This is a genomic window from Mucilaginibacter mali (assembly GCF_013283875.1).
In the GTDB taxonomy this organism is placed as follows: domain Bacteria; phylum Bacteroidota; class Bacteroidia; order Sphingobacteriales; family Sphingobacteriaceae; genus Mucilaginibacter; species Mucilaginibacter mali.
Genome location: NZ_CP054139.1, coordinates 3,748,622 through 3,768,002 on the forward strand (window position 1 = coordinate 3,748,622; position 19,381 = coordinate 3,768,002).

10 protein-coding genes are annotated in these 19,381 nt (G+C 48.4%); 6 read left to right on the plus strand and 4 right to left on the minus strand.

All coding sequences use genetic code 11. The features are described 5' to 3' along the window. Positions 1–112 precede the first annotated feature (112 nt). A complete protein-coding gene (locus HQ865_RS15515) occupies positions 113–763 on the plus strand; it encodes a Crp/Fnr family transcriptional regulator (RefSeq protein WP_173415770.1) in 651 nt (216 codons plus the stop codon). Here the strand turns inward: HQ865_RS15515 and nirD are convergent. Both nirD and nirB read right to left on the minus strand, forming a co-directional pair. Further along, a complete protein-coding gene (gene nirD, locus HQ865_RS15520; RefSeq protein WP_173415771.1) occupies positions 760–1,116 on the minus strand; it encodes a nitrite reductase small subunit NirD in 357 nt (118 codons plus the stop codon). The two genes, HQ865_RS15515 and nirD, sit on opposite strands and share 4 nt — an antisense overlap. Before the next feature lie 108 nt (positions 1,117–1,224). Then, positions 1,225–3,714, minus strand: coding sequence for a nitrite reductase large subunit NirB (gene nirB, locus HQ865_RS15525; protein ID WP_173415772.1), 2,490 nt, complete (start codon positions 3,712–3,714; stop codon positions 1,225–1,227). A 296-nt stretch (positions 3,715–4,010) separates the two neighbouring features. Between nirB and cobA the strand changes: the two genes are divergently transcribed. From cobA to HQ865_RS15550, 5 genes are all read left to right on the plus strand, one after another. Next, a complete protein-coding gene (cobA, locus tag HQ865_RS15530; protein ID WP_173415773.1) occupies positions 4,011–4,748 on the plus strand; it encodes a uroporphyrinogen-III C-methyltransferase in 738 nt (245 codons plus the stop codon). Further along, positions 4,745–5,098: a DUF7009 family protein gene (locus HQ865_RS15535; RefSeq protein WP_173415774.1), complete on the plus strand. Its 354-nt coding sequence runs from the start codon at positions 4,745–4,747 to the stop codon at positions 5,096–5,098. Before cobA ends, HQ865_RS15535 begins: the two co-directional genes overlap by 4 nt. A gap of 266 nt (positions 5,099–5,364) precedes the next feature. Beyond that, positions 5,365–7,389 (plus strand): ferritin-like domain-containing protein, encoded by a 2,025-nt coding sequence (locus HQ865_RS15540; protein ID WP_173415775.1) that lies wholly within the window; start codon positions 5,365–5,367, stop codon positions 7,387–7,389. A 20-nt stretch (positions 7,390–7,409) separates the two neighbouring features. Beyond that, positions 7,410–8,327, plus strand: a complete 918-nt coding sequence (bufB, locus tag HQ865_RS15545; RefSeq protein ID WP_173415776.1) for an MNIO family bufferin maturase — start codon at positions 7,410–7,412, stop codon at positions 8,325–8,327. Continuing rightward, positions 8,320–9,171: an HvfC/BufC family peptide modification chaperone gene (locus HQ865_RS15550; protein WP_173415777.1), complete on the plus strand. Its 852-nt coding sequence runs from the start codon at positions 8,320–8,322 to the stop codon at positions 9,169–9,171. The genes bufB and HQ865_RS15550 overlap by 8 nt, the downstream gene beginning before the upstream one ends. A gap of 73 nt (positions 9,172–9,244) precedes the next feature. Here HQ865_RS15550 and HQ865_RS15555 read toward each other — a convergent pair whose 3' ends face one another. Then, positions 9,245–10,180 (minus strand): PorP/SprF family type IX secretion system membrane protein, encoded by a 936-nt coding sequence (locus HQ865_RS15555; RefSeq protein ID WP_173415778.1) that lies wholly within the window; start codon positions 10,178–10,180, stop codon positions 9,245–9,247. 57 nt (positions 10,181–10,237) lie between these two features. Continuing rightward, the gene (locus HQ865_RS15560; RefSeq protein ID WP_173415779.1) at positions 10,238–19,216 is read right to left on the minus strand and encodes an MBG domain-containing protein; all 8,979 of its coding nucleotides are present in this window, start codon (positions 19,214–19,216) and stop codon (positions 10,238–10,240) included. Between the last annotated feature and the right edge of the window lie 165 nt (positions 19,217–19,381).

A 19,381-nucleotide genomic window follows, 5' to 3' on the forward strand; every position in this document is an offset into this window, starting at 1 on the left:
ATTTAGGCAATAGAAAAAGTACTTTTATGTCGCAACAAACAGAAAAAACATAGTGAAAGAGCATAAAAAGTCTCAAAAAAATACACAACTCTGCGACACAAACACCTGTTTTATGTGCAAGCATTGCATAAAAGAGTGGCATCCGGCTATTTGTGCTAATAAAACCAACATTAAACTAAAAAAGGGGGATCTGCTTTTTAAAGAAGGCGATCCGGTAGAGGGTATCTATTTTGTATACAGCGGCAACATTAAAGTTTACAAACAATGGGATGCAGACAAAGAACTCATTATCCGCTTTGCCGAAAATGGCGCCATATTGGGCCACCGCGGCATTGGCCCCAATCTTAACTACCCCATATCGGCAGCGGCGCTTGAACCATCAGTAGTTTGCTACGTAAGCATGAAGTTTTTTGAGAGCACCCTAAAGGTAAACGGCGAACTAACCTATCAGCTGGTCAATTTTTTTGCCAGCGAATTGCGTAAGTCCGAACGCCGCATGCGCGACCTGGCACACATGCCTGTTAAAGGCCGGGTAGCAGGCGCGCTTATTAAATTACAAAAACAATTTGGCACCCGCCCGGATGGCTTTATCAATATTACCCTTAGCCGACAAGACCTTGCTTCGTTTGCCGGAGCAACTTACGAGACTGTTTTCCGGGTGATCAACGAACTGGTGAACGAGCAAAGCATCAAGCTATCGGGCAAGGATATCGCCATCATCAATCACAATGCACTTAACATCTTGCGACAGCACGACAATTAAGCCTGCGCTACCCCAACAAACACCCTGCCATCGACCACTTTAACTGGATAGGTTTTAATTTTATAATCATCGCCGCTTAAACACTCGCCACTTAACAACGAAAATGTTTTTTTATGGAACGGGCAAGCCACTTTTGGCTCGCAAGCCTCGCCGGCGCTACCGATCATTCCACGCGACAAGGACATTTGTTGTTTATGCGGACACAGATTTTGTGTTGCATACCACTCGCCCCTGCGGTTAAAGTTATATATCGCTATCTGCTCGTCGCCATGCTTCATACAAACACCACCATTTTCGGGCACATCATCAGCGTAGCAGGCCAGCACCCAGTTAATATCGATTAAGGTTTCCATATTGTTCTTTTTAGTCCGAAAGTCGGGAAGACCGAAAGTCCGGAAGTTATTTATCCTTATTACCAATGTCCGGACTTTCCGACTTATGCGGACTTCCGGCCATCACTTCTACCATACCGCTTTTACCTGTTCACGCATTCCTTCAAACTTCACCGTCGGGTCTTTTTCACCCGGCGCGTTCACAAAATGCGTAAAGCGCCTGCGCAATTCGGGGTTATTCACTACTTGCTTCCACTCGCAATGGAAGCTATCTACCAGCAACTGCATTTCTTCTTCCAACTGATCGGCAATACCCAAACTATCGTTTATTACTACATTTTTCAGGTAACTCATACCACCCTCCATTTTATTCAACCACGTAGCGGTACGTGTAAGCGGGTCGGCAGTTTTAATGTAGAACATCAGGAAACGATCAAGATATTTCACCAGTGTTTTACTGTCAATATCAGCAGCCAGCAGTTGCGCATGCTGCGGTTTCGACCCACCATTGCCGCAGACATATAAATTCCAACCCTTTTCGGTAGCGATAACACCAAAGTCCTTGCTTTGCGCTTCAGCACATTCGCGGATACAGCCACTCACCCCGCCTTTTAGCTTATGCGGCGACCGCAAACCTTTATATCGCTCCTCTATCTCAATAGCAAACGACACACTATCATGCAAACCAAACCGGCACCAGGTACTACCCACGCAACTTTTCACCGTACGCAACGCCTTCCCATATGCATGCCCACTCTCAAAACCAGCATCGATCAACTCTTCCCATATCAGCGGCAGGTCGCTTACATGCGCCCCAAAAAGATCGATACGCTGACCACCGGTTATCTTAGTGTAAAGACCATATTTTTGAGCCACATGGCCTATAACGATCAGTTTTTCGGGCGTGATCTCGCCACCCGGTATACGCGGCACTACAGAATAAGTACCACCTTTCTGGATGTTGGCCAGGTAACGATCGTTACTATCCTGTATCGTATCTTGCTTTACGATCAGGTCATTCCACAAGCTGGACAGCACACTGGCCACCAACGGCTTACATATCTCACAACCATCGCCTTTACCAAAATGATCGAGCACCAGGTCGTAATTCTTCAACTTATTGATCTTCACCAGATCGTACAATTCCTGGCGCGAGTAATCAAAATGCTCGCATATTACATTTTTAACATATTGCCCATTGGCTTTCAATGTACCTGCAATCAGATCCTTAACCATAGGCACACACCCGCCGCAGCCCGTTCCGGCTTTAGTACATTTCTTTACCGTATCCAGGTCAATAGCACCATCATTCACCACTCCACAAATATTCCCTTTGGTCACCGCCTCGCACGAACAGATCAGTGCATCATCCGGCAAATTCATCACACCGGCGCCATCGCCCTGCTCGCCGCCACGCGCGCCCAATATCATATCTTCAGGATTTGGCGGCAGCGCAATTTTATTGTTCACCGTCTGCAGCAGCATATTATAAGCATCAGCATCACCTATTAATATACCCCCCAACAACAACTTACCATCGTTACTAATATTAATACGCTTATAAATACCTTTGTGTGTATCCTCAAATACAATGATTCGGCAGGCTGGTTCGGCAATAAATGCATCACCAAAACTTGCCACATCCACCCCTATCAACTTCAGCTTGGTACTCATATCAAAACCGTGAAAGCTTTTTTCGCCGGCCATTAAGCGCGCCACTACCACATCTGCCATTTCATAACCGGGGGCAACAAGGCCGTATATCATATTATCGTACAGCGCGCACTCGCCTATGGCAAATATGGCATCATCACTGGTTTGCATATACTGGTTCACCATAATACCGCCTCGTGTACCTACCTGCAGCCCTGCCAGCCTGGCCAACTCATCGCGCGGACGTATACCAGCCGATATCACCAGCATATCCACCGCCAGTAAAGTACCATCGTTAAACTGCAGTGCTTCTATTTTATGATCACCTGCAATACAAGCGGTACTTTTGTTCAGATGGATACTCAAACCCAGGTCGCTTAATTTTGCCTGCAGCATAGCACTGCCCGCCGCGTCTATCTGCCGGGGCATCAATCTTGGGGCAAACTCGATAACATGCGTTTGCGGGATCCCCAGGTCAATTAATGCCCTAGCAGCCTCCAGGCCCAATAGGCCACCACCCATTACAGCGCCACTTTTTGCTTTGACCGCGTAAGCTTTTATCAACTCCAGGTCTTCGATGGTGCGATAAACAAACACACCCTCCTTTTCGATACCCGGAATATCGGGTACAAAAGCAGACGAGCCTGTAGCCAACACCAGGTAATCGTACCCAAGCGTGATGCCTTTTAAAGAATGAATGGTTTTAGCTGAACGGTTGATCTCCCGGATCGGGTCGTCAAGATGCAGCTGGATATCATTATCAGCATACCACGCCAGGGTAGACATGGACAGATCGTCGGCCGTTTTACCGGCAAAATATTCGCTCAGGTGCACACGGTCGTAAGCGCGGCGCGGCTCTTCACCAAAAATAATGATATTAAAGGCCGATGTTTTAGATACCAGTTTCTCGCAAAACTTATATCCTACCATACCGTTGCCAACAACAATAATGGTTGGTTTTGACATAACAGATCTTTTAATTGTTAAAGCAATTTATATGTAAAGCGCATTTAATTTGCGACCAAATGCATTTACAATAACAATTATAACCAATTACATCGTTTATTCAGCAATAATTTGGTATAAAAAATCAATATTTTGGCAATTTTTATGATTTTAACAATAAAATAATCATATAAAACTCAATTTTTATCAGTTTTATATTAAAAAATCACCTTTAAACACTATATTTGGTAATATATAGTAAAATGAAGAGATATTTTAATCATAAAACATTAATAAAATATAATTAATCGAGAAAAATGACCACAAAACCCATTATACCCCAATTAATTGTAATGGGCGCAGGCCCGGGCGATCCGGAATTGATAACCGTAAAAGGCCAGCGGATATTGCAACAGGCCGATGTGGTGCTTTACGATAACCTGGCCAATAAAGAGCTATTAAACCTTACCAAGGAAGGCTGCGAACGGATATACGTAGGAAAGCAACCATACGGCGAGTATACCACACAGGAACAGATACACGAGATGATAGCTCATTATGCCTATACTAAAGGAATAGTAGTACGATTAAAAGGCGGGGACCCATTTATATTTGGCCGGGGGTATGAAGAAGTGGTATTTGCAAAAAATTTAGGCATACAAGCTCAATTTGTCCCTGGAATTACCAGCATGCAGGCGGCTGGGTTTGAAGATATCCCTTTAACCCACCGGTCAATTAGCGAGGGCATTTGGGTAGTAACCGGCACCAAAAAGGATGGCACCTTATCAGCCGATCTGCGATTAGCGATGCAAAGTAATGCCACCGTAGTTATTTATATGGGCATGAAGCAACTACCAATAATAGCCGATACTTATATAAAGGAAGGCCGGGGTGATACGCCTGCCGCAATTATACAGCACGCATCGCTGCCACAGCAAAAAGTGGCTAAAGGTAAAATTAAAGATATGCCGGCATTGGCCACCCAACAAGGGCTAACCTACCCGGCCATTATTATTATTGGGCAAGTAACAGATATTAACGCGCTAAACTTATGAAAATACGCATTAAAGGAAACTCATTACGATACAGGCTGACGCGGCCCGAAGTTGAACGCTTTGCATCCGACGGCTACCTGGAAGACACGACAGATTTTGGCGCAACACGATTGACCTATTCGTTGCAAAGGATCACGGGCGGTAATTTATCGGCCTGTTTCGAAAACAACAATATCACTATATACATGCCCCATTTAATGCTGCAGGAATGGAGTACCACCGAACGTGTAGGCTTTGAAAATACAGATCAGGGGCTTTACCTGCTGATAGAAAAGGATTTTATGTGCCTTGATTTACCTGCCGCCGAACAGGCCGACAATTACCCTAATCCATTAATGATGAGCAAATGAGAACGGCATTTTGTTCTTATTTAACTTATTAACTATCTCCCCGAATTTTCCTTCCGGCATAAATATCGCCTTCTATTCTCAAGACTTATCTCACCTAATAAGCCTGTTCATATGTCGAATATCCACGTTCGCATAATATTTTTTCAGGTGCGATGCGACCTTTCTATCTTTTATTCAAATTCAGCAGCCGGGAGTAATTATTTTACGCTCAGCTATTCATCTGAAACAATCTCAAATCAATATATAAACCTTATTTATCAACCACAATGCACAAATTACTTTTTAAGGATGGTGTCGTCGGGCGCGACATTTCCAACCTTCAAACAGACATCTCCGCCCTAAACGCCATTGTACAGGCGGCCGTGAATGTGGAATTATTCACCATTCCGCTTTACATGACCACGCTTTACTCGCTACAAGGCACACACCAGATCACCAGCAGTAACGCCTTATACGAAAATCGCTGGTGGCCGGGTATGGCAACATCCGCCGCTCCCTCAACACCTAACGAGAATGCTTTTAATGCTATTTTCAGCGTATTTATTGCCGAAATGTTTCACTTGCAAATGGCATCTAACATTTGCCAGGCGGTAGGCGTAGCGCCTAATTACAACAGCCCGCTGTTGCAAAACCCAACTACTTTTGGCTGGACCTGCTACGGCCCTACTAATACCATTATCCCGCATATCCTCGATTTCCAGGATACCATCGCTCCATTCAACTCACTTGTGGTTAACCTTGGCCCGGTTAATAAAACACAGATGGAACTGTTTTTGGCAATTGAAGAAACAGAGGCCGCAGCCGAAGCGATCATTCAACCGGATAAAAAAAGCAATTATTTCCCGTCTGTGCCTTTTGCTAACTGGCAGGCAAGTAATACCGAGGCCGATCTGCCGCTATTCGGCAGCATCGGGTGGATGTACAAATGCTTATGGGAATATATTTCTATAAGTTACACGCTTCCAGGTGGCGCTACAACAACATTATGGGATGAAATTTTCAAAGGTACGCTTCCTACACAACAGGATATTTTCAACTCTACAGCAGGGAGCCACGTCCCCGAATATCCTGATATGTCGGCATCTGTCACCAGCACAGATAGCGATACAGCGCTGCAACAACTATTTAATATGATAGACGGGATCACCGACCAGGGCGAAGGTAGTGGCGTCGGTGCGCAAATTAAAGCCAGGCTTGGCCTTAATTTACCAACAACGGTAGAACAGCAATTCCAGCCAAACACCGAAGCTTTGGAATTAGATTATCCATCATACAACGATCAGGGCAACCCAGAACCGAGCGCCGATGCTGCGGCACGCTCACATTTTGGCAACTGCGACCACTTTGAAACCTTTACCTATGTTGCAGGATTACTGGCAGCCGGCGGAATTGTTACCTGGGACATGTGGTTTGATCAAGGCAATACCTGGACAGCCGAAATGCTGCAATCCATCCCCGGCGGGAAATATAACGACGCACTACCGGCCGCAGCAGATATAGCCAACGCGCTTAACGCGCTGAAGCAGGAAGATATTACTAATAATAACAGTACCAACTATAACCTGATCAGCCAGGCAGCCGCGGGTGCCATTTATGGGGTTACAAGTGTGCTAAACACCTACTGGAGTACACCGGGCGCTACCTTCCCATACCCTGCCATGGGCGGCACAGGCGATCGGACCGCCGTATGCTGGGCCGTTTTTGGCAAAGCGCCAGATCTATCGCTGGGCATCGTACCTCAGCAGGCAAATAATATATACTATGGCTGCCAGGGCTTAGGTACAAATGCAACCGACAATAATAATAACTGCGCCGCGCAGGCAGCCTATCATACCTGCATAGGTTCAAATTCGTGTATGGCACAGGGCGGATGCGGGTTTATTCAAACTGTTAACGGCGGCCATACCTGTAATTCGGAAATTGAAAAAGTAAAAGCCACCAGTTCGCATAAACCAGCGGATACCGTAGGGGGAACAAATGGCTGTACACCAGTTTACTACAGTGCCCCTGGCGATAACCGTTGCCAAACATTTGGCGGCTGCGCGGTGCCTATTTCCGCATCGCAATTATATCCTGCACCATACGCCAACATGACCGGGATTGAATTATATAGTTTCCAATCGGGGCAACCCGTTCCGGTTTCAAGCCTGCCCCCGTATACAGAAGGTACACCTGTATATCAAATTGCATGGCAGGCTTACTGCGATGTTGTAAAAAGTAACGGTGGCACACCGCCTGCAGAACCACCCGCGCCAAGCAATATACGCCTTGCATTCCCGCCATCCACCTAAACTTTTGATACGTTCGCTATATGAACACAGTAAACACACCACGCCTGGGCCTGCCAAATTTGGGCCTGGGCGTGGGTTTAAGGCACCAGCACTTTAATTACCTGATGAAGCATCCGCCACAGGTTAACTGGTTCGAGATCATTTCTGAAAATTTCATGGATGATTTTGGCTTTTCCAGGCATGTGCTGATGCAAATGAGAAAACAGGTGCCAATTGTAATGCACGGCGTGTCCCTATCAATAGGCAGTACCGACGCGTTAAATATGGATTATCTTAAAAAACTAAAGGCCCTTGCGGCAATAGTTGAACCCGAATGGATATCAGACCACCTTTGCTGGACGGGGGTAATGGGGGTTAATACCCACGACCTGTTACCAATGCCGCTTACCGAAGCCAGCCTGGACCATGTTTGCGAACGGGTAGACCGTGTACAGGAATTTTTGCAGCGCCCTATTGTGCTGGAAAATCCATCAACTTATCTAGAGTTCAGGGCTTCTGAAATGCCCGAATGGGAATTTATGTCGCGCATGGCCAAACGCACGGGCTGCGGCTTACTGCTCGATGTAAACAATGTTTTTGTATCAGCACATAATCATCACTTTAATGCCGAAGAATATATCACTAACCTTCCGCACCAGCACATTGTACAAATACATGTTGCCGGCCCAACTGATTTTGGCGAGTTACTGGTAGATACCCATGACAAACCAGTACCCACACAGGTGTGGCAACTGTACTTATTGGCCCATCAACTTACCGGTGGAGTAAGCATATTGTTAGAATGGGATTCGGACATACCCGAATACCCCGAGCTGGTGGCCGAGGTTTTTAAAGCCCGCGAAGTTATAAATGGTAACATTCCTAATATAGCTGTACAAAGTGCGGTCCGGTTGCCTGTATCAAACCCTGTGCACTTTCAATTAGCCGGTAATGAGTAAACTACAAACAGCCCGGTTGCAGTACTGGCTAAAAGATATTTTGATTAATTACGGCACGCTGCCGCAAAAACTGTACACAGCCCGGCAACAACACGGCCTGGACGCCGACACCGTTGTAGCCAATAACGGAACAGCATCGGTTTATTCGCGCCTTAACGTTTATACTACAGGCTATAAACTGCGGCTGGTAGAATGCCTGCGGGCTGATTTCCCGATACTGAAAAAATTTGTAGGCGATGTAATGTTCGATACTTTTGCCGATGCGGCTATTGCATGGCAGCCTTCAACTACCTATACCCTTACCAACCTTGGTTTGGTTTTTCTCCGCTTCCTTGAAAGTACAAAACCTGTAAATATTCCGGATGGGATACCAGCCGCTATGTTTGATTTCCCTGCTGAAATTGCCCGTGTAGAACGGGCGAGGCAGGAAGCTATCCGTGCGGCAGGGGATGAAGGACAAAATCAAATATCGGGGCTGGACAAGCTGGATAATATATTGTTTATGACCCGGCAGATAAGCGTTACCGATTGCCTGAGACTTGTAGAGCTAAAATTTCCGCTGAAAAAGTTTTTTATGGAAATGTGCGCGCCCGGAGCCAAATGCGAAATGCCTGCGCCAGTAACAACATTTATGGCAGTAAGCCGCAAAAACTACCGGATAACCATGGAAGAATTACCCGAATGGCAATACCGTTTTCTACAGTTATGCCGGCAAGGTTTGCAACTTTTAGAGGCCGTTAAGGAAACATCCCGGTTGGTTAACCGTTCAGAGGGCGAATTATTGGCTGAATTATACGTTTGGATGCCCTTTTTGGTCAATAACGGTTTTATTGTTTTGAATTGATCCGTTCTATATATTCAAAAAGCAAGGGCAGCTTTTGGCTGCCCTTGCTTTTTCTGGTAATGTATCAGCCCCCTTACTTATTCCCAAACAGCCTAAGTTTAAGTCCGAACTCAAAAGCGCCACGGGTGTAGTTGCTCAGTACACCCGTCTCCAGGTTGTAGCTGAAGTTCAGCAGGTAGCTCTTCTGGTCCAATCCTACGCCAAGCCCCATGCTCTGGCTGGTGTGATAGATGCCCTGCAGGAAGATCCCGTAGTTGTTCATCGTGAAGTTGAAGCCCAGGTCGCCGATATCCTTGTAGCCTTTTACTTTCCGGTACGCCACCAGCGGCTCCAGCGTCAGGCTGTTGTCGGCTGTCTTCATGTCGATCTTATAGCTTACCGCCGTGATGAACAGCAGCCTGTCGGCATCGAAACGCTGGTCCGAGGCTTTGAAGAATACCGACTTCAAATTGGGCAAAGCCCCGCTTACCGTCAGCTTGTCATTCGTATAGGCCATCCCGAAGTCGCCGTCCACATAGGCTTTCAGCTGGTTGTACTGCGCGATCTGCTGATCGGTCAGGTCCCCGCTTACTTTGTTGTAGTCGATATGCGCGTCATTTACGCCCAGCGATACCCCGAAGCTTAGCTTTTCGTTCTCGCTGTTCAGCGGTAAATGGTAGGCATAGCTGCCCATCACCCGCGTCTGCCTGATCAGCCCTTCCTGGTCGTCGTTCACGTTCAGCCCGATGCCTACATTCCGGGCCGGCTGCATGTCGGCCGTGAACAGCGCCGTCTTCGGCGTCCCCGGGAAGTTGCTCCATTGCTGGCGGTAACCGATGTTTAGTCTCAGTGCCTGCTCCATCCCCGCCATCGCCGGGTTGTACTGGTAGGGGTTTTGAAAGTACATCGCCTGAAAAGGGTTCAGCTGGGCTTTGGCCCCAAGGGTTCCGCTGATGAGCAGTACGCTCATCAGCAGTTTCCCCGCGGTTTTGATGATATGGGTTGGGTTGGTGATTATGCTGGTTTTCATTTGTTGCTTTGTCTTTTTTACTTTTTACTTTCGACTTTTGACTTTTGACTTACTCCCCTACTGTACTTTCAGTATCGTAATGAACCCTTTCAGCTTCTCGTAGCTTGGGCCAAGGTCGATAATGTAATAATAAGTCCCCTGGGCCAGCGGCGCGCCCCGCAGCGTGCCGTCCCAGTCGTTGTTATAGCCTTTCTTGCTGTATACTTCCCGGCCTGCCCGGTCGTAGATCGTTACCGTATTGTTCGGGTACAGCTGGATATCCTTGATCACCCAGCTATCGTTCTTCCCATCCGCGTTCGGCGACAGTACGTTCGTCGGTACAATAGCCGCCGGGGGCAGCGGACGGTGTACTTTTACCGTATACGTTTGTTTGGTTGTGCCGTCCTGCGCCGTTACGACCAGGGTGATGGTATTATCGCCTGATTGCAGCGCGACCGGTGCCGAGGCTGTCCCGTTGCCGCTGGCTATGCCGTTGACCGTAATGGTCGCTGTCGGGTCAAAGGCCGGGGTCAGCGTTACCTGCTCTACCGCGAAGATCACCGATGCTTCATAGCTGTATGTACTGCCGCTGAATACCGGAGACAGGCTGCCTGAACTGATGGTTAAGTTAGCCATCGTGGCATTCGTCAGCGGTACCACCGTGAACGTGCCGCTGGCATACGTGAACGTATAGTTCGGCGAGGCCGCCCCGCTGGCAATAATGGCATAGGTGCCCGGTGCTGAGGTGATGGCGGCATTGGTATTTACTGCCGGCTGGGTGCTTAATTTGGTAGCGTCATCGCCATTGGTAAAACCGCTGTACGTTACCGTAAGCGCAGGGTTGGCTACGCCGTAATTACGGCTCTTGTTATCGGCCGTGATATTCAGCACTGCTTTATTCACCGTCAGTGTGCCGGTATTGTAGATGATGGTATAGCCCGGCGCTACCGCGCCTGCCGCGGTAATGGTATACGTGCCTGCCCCGCTTGCCGCTGTGGCTGTGGTGGTTGCTGTGGCTGCTGTGGTCAGGCTGGCCTGGGTATCGCCGTTCACAAAGCCGCTGTAGGTTACGGTTAAAGCTGGGTTAGCGCCACCGTAGGTTTTCGTTTTGTTATCGGCGGTGATGGTCAGCGTGGCATTGTTTACCGTCAGCGTACCGGCTGTATAAGCGATGGTATAGTTACCCGACGCGGCACCGCTTGCGGTGATAGGATAATTACCTACCGCTGAGCCGGCCGTGGCCGTGGTGCTGAGCGTAGGTTGCGTAGTTAAGCTGGCATTCGTATCCCCGTTCACAAAACCGCTGTAGCTGGCAGTTAGTGCCGGGTTAGCCGCGCCATATATTTTAGACTTGTTATCGGCCGCGATGGTCAGGCTGGCTTTGTTTACCGTCAGGGTACCATTGGTATAGCTGATGGCATAGTTATTCGATGCCGCGCCGCTTGCCGTGATCGGGTAGGTGCCCGCTGCCGATGATGCGGTAGCCGTGGTAGCCAGCGTTGGCTGCGTGGTCAGCCTGGTGGCATCATCGCCATTGGTGAAGCCGGTATAGATCGCGTTCAGCGCCGGGTTGGCTGCGCCATATACCTTGGTTTTATTATCCGCGGTAATCGTCAGCGCTTTCCGGCCGATGGTCAGGTTATCGCCGGTATAGTTCAGCGTATAGTTACCGCTGAGGCTTAATGTGCCTTGTTTGATGGCGTAGCTGCCTGCGTTCTCGCCTGCATCCCGGGTTAGGCTTCCGGTGAAGGTGTCGCTGTTCACCAGCGGCGTGTTGCTGTACGTTAGTGCCGGGTCGGTATCGCCGTAGGTTTTGCTCTTTGGTGCGGCGGTTACCGTGATCGCTTTCGCGCCGATAACCAGGTTATCGCCCGTATAGCTTAGCGTGTAGTTGCTGCTGAGGCTTAATGTACCTTGTTTGATGGCGTAGCTGCCTACATTTTCGCCTGCATCTCTTGTCAGGCTTCCGGTGAAGGTGTCGCTGTTCACCAGCGGCGTGTTGCTGTACGTCAGTGCCGGATCCGTATCGCCATAGGTTTTGCTCTTTGGAGCGGCCGTTACCGTGATCGCTTTCGCGCCGATGGTCAGGTTATCGCCGGTATAGCTTAGCGTATAGTTGCTGCTTAATGCCAGTGTGCCTTGTTTGATGGCGTAGCTGCCTACATTTTCGCCTGCGTCCCTGGTCAGGATTCCGGTAAACGTGTCGCTGTTCACCAGTGGCGTATTGGTATAGGTCAGTGCCGGATCCGTATCGCCATAGGTTTTGCTCTTTGGCGCGGCGGTTACCGTGATCGCTTTCGCGCCGATCGTCAGGTTATCGCCGGTATAATTCAATACATAGTTGCTGCTCAATGCCAGTGTGCCTTGTTTAATGGCGTAAGGACCTACATTCTCGCCCGCATCGCGGGTTAAAGCACCGGTGAATGCATCCGAACCTACTAACGCTGTATTGGTATAAGTTAATGCCGGGTCAACATCGCCGTAGGTTTTAGATTTTAGCGCGGCGGTTACCGTAATAGCTTTTGTACCGATGGTAAGATTGGCACCTGTATAATTCAATACATAGTTGCTGCTCAGTGCCAGTGTGCCTTGTTTAATGGCGTACGGACCTACATTTTCACCTGCATCGCGGGTTAAAGCGCCGGTAAAGGCGTCTGAACCAACTAATGCGGTATTGGTATAAGTCAGCGTCGGGTCAACATCGCCATAAGTTTTATTCTTAACGGCAGCGGTTACCGCAATAGTTTTAGCGCCGATGGTTAGGTTATCACCTGTGTAATTTAAAGTATAGTTACTGCTTAATGCCAGTGTACCCTGCTTAATTGCGTAAATGCCTTTGTTCTCGCCAGCATCGCGGCTTAAAGCGCCGGTAAACACATCCGAACCTACCAATGCTGTATTGGTATAAGTCAGCGCCGGGTCAACATCGCCATAGGTTTTAGATTTTGGCGCGGCGGTTACGGTGATAGTCTTAGCACCGATGGTCAGATCGGCACCAGTGTAAGATAAAGTATAGTTACTGCTTAGCGCCAGTGTCCCCTGTTTAATAGCGTAGGTACCTTTGTTCTCGCCTGCATCGCGGGCTAAAGTGCCGGTAAAGACATCGGTACCAACCAATAGTGTATTGGCATAAGTCAGTGTCGGATCAACATCGCCATAAGTTTTTGATTTTGGCGCGGCTGTTACGGTGATGGCCTTCGCATCGATGGTCAGGTTGGCACCGGTATAGCTCAGCGTGTAGTTGCTGCTCAGCGCAAGTGTACCCTGTTTAATAGCGTAAGTACCTTTGTTCTCGCCAGCATCGCGGCTTAAAGCGCCGGTAAATGCATCCGAGCCAACCAGTGCGGTGTTGGTATAAGTCAGCGCCGGATCGGTATCGCCATAAGTTTTGGTCTTAGCATCCGCTGTTACGGTGATGGCCTTTTTGCCAATCACCAGGTTAGCGCCGGTGTAGCTAACGCTATAGTTGCTGCCCGGTGTTAAAGTACCCACTTTAATAGCATAACTTCCTGCATCCTCGCCTGCATCACGTGTCAGCGCACCGGTGTAGCTATCACCACTGAACAGCGTAGCGCTGGCGGTATAAGTTAAGGCCGGATCGGTATCTCCGTAGATTTTGTTCTTAGCATCCGCGGTTATGGTCAGCGGGAACGCGCTGATGCTGCCTGTGGTGGTGGCTGTGGTGGTGCTTAGCGTGTAATTATCCTTTTGCGCACCCGCCAGTACAAAAGTATTGACTGTTACCGTTTTGCCGGTGCCGGCGTTGGCATTATCATACGTGGCTGTTCCGCTTACCGTTACATCATCAGTACCAACCTTACCACTCAGGCTATAGTTGCTGCCGGTAAGGGTGGCCGATGTCGTCCCGTCGTAGAACTTCGTGATCGATGGACTCACGTTCAGCGCAGCGGTCAGTTGCTTCGCGTTGATCGCACCTGTGGTATTGGTTACGTAATTTACCGAATAGTTATTGCCGCTGTTACCATCGTTAATAACCAAACCCGCGGCTGTCAGCGTTTTGCCGGTGCCGGCGTTTTTGTTGTCGAATGTTTGCGTTGGATCTGTACCTACCACGTCTCCGGTTTGCAAAGCACCCACAACAGGTGCAACGCTTGAAGCATTGGTACCATCGTAGGTCCTGGTATCCGCCTGTGCGGTTACATTCAGACTCTTCGCGGTAATGGCACCGGTGGTGTTGGTTACATAGCTTACATTGTAGTTGTTGCCGCTGTTACCATCGTTGATCACTAAACCCGAGGCGGTCAGCGTTTTGCCTGTGCCTGCATTTTTATTATTGAATGACTGGGTCGGTGCCGTAGCCACCAAGTCGCCACTTACCAATGTACCTACTACCGGCGCAACGCCTGAGGCGCCTGTGCCATCGTAAGCCTTAGTATCGGCCTGGGCAGTTACAGTCAGATCTTTGGCTGTAATAACACCTGTGGCGTTGGTTACATAGTTTACGGTATAGTTGTTGCCGCTGTTGCCATCGTTAATTACCAGGCCGCTTGCAGTAATGGTTTTACCTGTGCCTGCATTTACATTATTATAGGTTTGCGTTGGCGCGGTACCCACTACATCGCCGCTTGCTAAACCTGTTACAACAGGACTTACGGACGATGTATTCGTTTTATCATAGATCTTTGTATCGGTTTGCGCTGTTACTGTAGCGGTGGCGACAGTGATAACACCTGTAGTGTTGGTTACGTAATTTATAGTATAGTTATTACCGCTGTTACCGTCATTAATTACCAGGCCGCTTGCAGTCATCGTTTTACCTGTACCTACTTTGCTGTTATCATAGGTTTGCGTAGGCGCGGTACCAACCACGTCGCCGCTTATTAAACCAGATACTACCGGTGCTACGCCCGACGCTGTTGTTTTATTATATGTTTTGGTATCGGTTTGGGCGGTTACCGTAGCGGTAGCCACAGTAATTACACCGGTGGTATTATCTGTATAAGTAATATCGTAATTACCCCCGCTATTGCCATCGTTGATCACCAGGCCAGATGGGGTGATGGTTTTAGATGTACCTACATTGGCATTAGTAAAAGCTTGTGTTGGCGCTGTGCCAACCACGTCAGTTCCCTGCAAGGCACCAACTACCGGGCTAACCGACGAAGCGGTTGTTTTGTTATAAACCTTAGTATCGGTTTGCGCGGTTACCGTTACGGCAGCCTTAGTGATATCAGCGCTCGTTGAGGCTGTAGTATTGTTTAAGGTATAATTAGCCGATGCGCCGCCGCTTATCGCGATGCTGCTTACACTAACGCCCTTGGCTGTGCCTGCGTTCTTATTATTAAACGCGGCTGTGTAAGTTGTAGTAAACGTATCGCTGTTAACACGGTTATCGCTCAGGGTTACGCTTGCTGTAGCATTGCCATCGTACGTTTTGTTTACGCCGGCAGCGCTTACGTTTAAGGTAGCCTTGCCAACAACAATATCGCCGTTGGCGTAGGTAATATTATAGTTGCTTGCAGAGAAACCATTGGCACCTACTGCCAAACTTGGTACAGCTGTGCCTGTATTAGTAGCCACTGGTGCGGTTGCCGCAGCACCAGTGCCATAGGTCATGGTAACCGAACTGATGGTATTACTATTTTGGAGGCTGCCTGTTGTAATTGAATACGCGGTTGAGCCTGCGCCGCTGGTTAATGTATTGCCGTAAGTTTTATTGGCAGTACTGGCCGTAATGGTCAGGTTGTATTTGCTTACCGTACTTGACGGTATGATAGCCGTCACATTAGTCGCGCCTGAACTTGTTAACACCACCGAACCAGAATACGAGCCTGCATTATTGCCGCTTTTCAGCCTGACATAAACAGGGGTTGATGCTATGGTACCCGCCGCGCCTACAGTTACAGTTGATGTGAAAGTGCTGTTATCGGTACTTACTTCAAAACCCGTTGGCGGTGTTACCAAAATACCCGCCGTCATATCGGTGCCCGATACGCTAAAACTATCAGACGTAGATGGCGAGCCGAATGTACTGCTGAATGCCGATAAATTACCGGTAGCGGCTATAGCCGGGGTTGGCGCAGCCGTTACAATAATGTTTCCGTAAGCATAACTGAAATTATAATTTGATGGATTGAAAGTACCACCGGTTGCCGAAGATATTTGCACCTGCCCAACATAAGTATTCATGGCATCGCTTGCTGCCGCGCCTGTACCATAAGCAACCGTAACGCTGCCGACAGTTTCGCTGCCGGCCAGGCCAGCGCTCGAGAACGCCGTATAGCCAGTGCCGCCGGTTAATGTTGCGCCAAATATTTTGGTAACATTGCTGGCGCTTATCAATACAGTTGTTTTGGCAACCGTACCGTTATAGGGGTTATAGGTGATATTATAATTACTCTCAAGGAAGCCGCCTGTACCGGTAGCTGCCGATGGCGTAACCACATAACCTGATCCTGCGCTGGTAGTTGCCGACAAACCGGCCGCGTTAGGTGTAAGGGTAACACCGGTTAAGGATTCGCCGGTGGCTAAAGTTCCCGAAACCGAAAAACCGGTGGTAACCGCACCTGCTGTCAAAGCAACGCCGTATTTTTTTGTCGGGCCGGTAGCGGTTACTGTTAAAGCCAGCTGCCCTACCACAATATTGCCGGCCGTATAGGTAATGTTATAGTTGCTTGCTGTAAAAGTACCGCCGGTAGCCGCGCTTGGTACAGCTGTACCCGTGTTGGTGCCTACCGCAGCATTAGCCGCAGCACCGGTACCATAAGTAATGGTAACGCTGCCTATGGTTTCAGAATTCTGTAAGCCTGATGATGTAAACGCCGTTGAACCCGATGCTGTTGTTAGAGCTGATCCATAGGTTTTGTTAGCGGTATTAGCAGTAATGGTAAGCGGGGCAGCTGTTACCGAGCTGGTTGTGGTTGCCACACCAACATTGGTTGCACCTGCGCTGCTTAATACCACATTGCCCGAATAAGTGCTTCCCACCGCGGTATTTTTTGCCAAACGGATGTAAACCGGGGTAGAGCTGATGACACCGGCCGCGCCCACCGTTACCGTGCTGCTAAAGGTGCTGTTATCTGTACTTACTTCAAAACCCGATGGAGGGGTTACCAGGATGCCTGCCGCCATATCCGTTCCGGATACGTTGAAAGTTCCTGTTGATGAAGGCGTACCATAAGTAGTGCTCAAAGCTGACAAGGTACCTGTACTATTGATAACTGGGGATAGTGAACCTGTAATGGTTAAAGCGGTGGCATTGCCTGCTGCCTGAACAAAAGTATAGTTTGTGGCAGATAAACCCGAGCCGTTAATTGGATAGCTGCCTGCCGGACTACCTACGGTAGCCGTTGTTGCCCATGCTACCGTGCCTGTTGTAGCGTTTGCCTGGTTATCGGTGTTTTTAAAGCCGGTAACCGAGCCGCTGAATGTTGGGTCTGAAGCCCCTGCCGCCCTTGTAGCCGCGTTGGCGGTATAGGTAAGAGTTGCCTTGGCTACATTACTTGAAGTTGTAGCAATGGTAGCATCAGTAGCACCAGTGCTTTTCATGGTGATATCGCCACTATAATCGCCTACTGTAGTAGCTGCCGCTAAACGCACGTAGATAGTACTTGTAAGTGGCATACCGCCGCATGGGAATAGGGTTAAGGTGGTATTATAGCCGCTGCCAGCGCTTACGGATATCTGGTATCCTGCGGGCGCGGTAATTAGTAAACCGCTTGTTAGGTTAGTGCCGGTTACCACAAAGGTGGTTGGCGTGGCCGATGCCGTACCGTATGTTGTATTAACCGCTACCAGGGTGCCGCTGGTGCTTATGGTAGGGTTAGCAGATATAGTTAAAGCCGTAGCGTTTCCTGCGGCCTGTGTAAAGCTGTAGTTGGTTGCCGAAAGCCCCGAACCGTTGATCGGGTAACTGCCTGCTGTGCTGCCCGAAGTAGCAGTGGTTGTCCATGCCAGCGTGCCGGTAGTTGCGCCGGCCTGGTTCTCGCTGTTTACAAAACCGGTTACCGTACCGCTAAAGGTTGGGTCGGATGCGCCTACCGCGCGTGAAGCGGCGTTGGCGGTATAAGTTAATACAGCTTTAGTTACCGTACTGCTTGTTGTTGCCACGGTAGCATTGGTAGCGCCGGTGCTGCTAAGCGTAATATTGCCGCTGTGTGCGCCCGCGGTTGCGTCTTTAGCTAAGCGTACATAAACCGTACCGCTATAGCTGCCACCACTTTGTGTTAAGGTTAATGTTGAAGTATAAGTACCGCCCGATGTGGTCGACATTTCGAAACCGGTTGGTGCGCTTACCGAGATATTGGCCGTAAGGTTAGTACCGCTTACGGTGAAACTGGTTGGTGTGGCACTCGCTGTGCCGTATGTGGTATTAACCGCCGCAAGTGTACCGGTGGTGCCAATAGTTGGGGTAGCAGCACTGCCGGCGGCCCATGAAAATGCATCTAATCCTAAATAACTTATATTGGCAGCCGAAATTATTTCGAGCCTGGTAATTGACTTGCTTGAATTGTTACTACTCCCAAAAGTCGACATATCGATTTTGGTATAACCATTATTAACACCAAGATTGGTATTCCAACCAGAACTTTGAGAAGCGGTAAAAACCAACGATGCCCCGTTATAACCTTTAATCGTAATAGCACCACTGCCTTGAAGCGTGAGGTTATTGTCTGATATATATAAATAAAAACTTTTTACAGCAAAGGTACTTACCGGGCCACTTGTTAAACTAATACTAAAATCACATGGTGTATTGGAGAACGAATTGCCCGTATTATCTATAAATACGTCGTCTGCCGCCGTTCCGTTCCAGCCGTAACCAAAACCAACATTGTCGGCATTAATATAGAATGGGCCACCAGAAGTAGCACTTAAACCAAAGGTATATGAGTTTGAACTAAAACTACTAGCATGATTAACACCGTTTTCAAAGTTGTAGGAAAAAGTTTGCGCAAACGATGCAAATTGGCTTGCCAGTAATATAACCAGCATAGCATACCTGTAAACATGCCTTTGCTTTGTTTTTAAAAACAGCCGGATAGTTGATGATAAAATAGCCGTAGCATTGGTTAAGGCGGGTAATCGTTTTTCCATTGAATAAGATTAAATAATTCTGAAACGTAACAATATGTATGTTTTCTAATCAGGCACAGCTACCGGAGCTTTTTTATTCCCTATCGCTGTATTTTATAGTTTTATATTTATCAGGTACACTGCCGGTAAAGGCTTTTGTTTGTAAAGATGGGCTTACGGTTTGTA

Bases quoted from the DNA above. Each gene is read 5' to 3' on its own strand.
- nirB (WP_173415772.1), bottom strand. From the start codon at position 3,714: ATGTCAAAACCAACCATTATTGTTGTTGGCAACGGTATGGTAGGATAT.
- HQ865_RS15535 (WP_173415774.1), top strand. From the start codon at position 4,745: ATGAAAATACGCATTAAAGGAAACTCATTACGATACAGGCTGACGCGG.
- HQ865_RS15515 (WP_173415770.1), top strand. From the start codon at position 113: ATGTGCAAGCATTGCATAAAAGAGTGGCATCCGGCTATTTGTGCTAAT.
- HQ865_RS15560 (WP_173415779.1), bottom strand. From the start codon at position 19,216: ATGGAAAAACGATTACCCGCCTTAACCAATGCTACGGCTATTTTATCA.
- HQ865_RS15540 (WP_173415775.1), top strand. From the start codon at position 5,365: ATGCACAAATTACTTTTTAAGGATGGTGTCGTCGGGCGCGACATTTCC.
- bufB (WP_173415776.1), top strand. From the start codon at position 7,410: ATGAACACAGTAAACACACCACGCCTGGGCCTGCCAAATTTGGGCCTG.
- nirD (WP_173415771.1), bottom strand. From the start codon at position 1,116: ATGGAAACCTTAATCGATATTAACTGGGTGCTGGCCTGCTACGCTGAT.
- HQ865_RS15550 (WP_173415777.1), top strand. From the start codon at position 8,320: ATGAGTAAACTACAAACAGCCCGGTTGCAGTACTGGCTAAAAGATATT.
- HQ865_RS15555 (WP_173415778.1), bottom strand. From the start codon at position 10,180: ATGAAAACCAGCATAATCACCAACCCAACCCATATCATCAAAACCGCG.
- cobA (WP_173415773.1), top strand. From the start codon at position 4,011: ATGACCACAAAACCCATTATACCCCAATTAATTGTAATGGGCGCAGGC.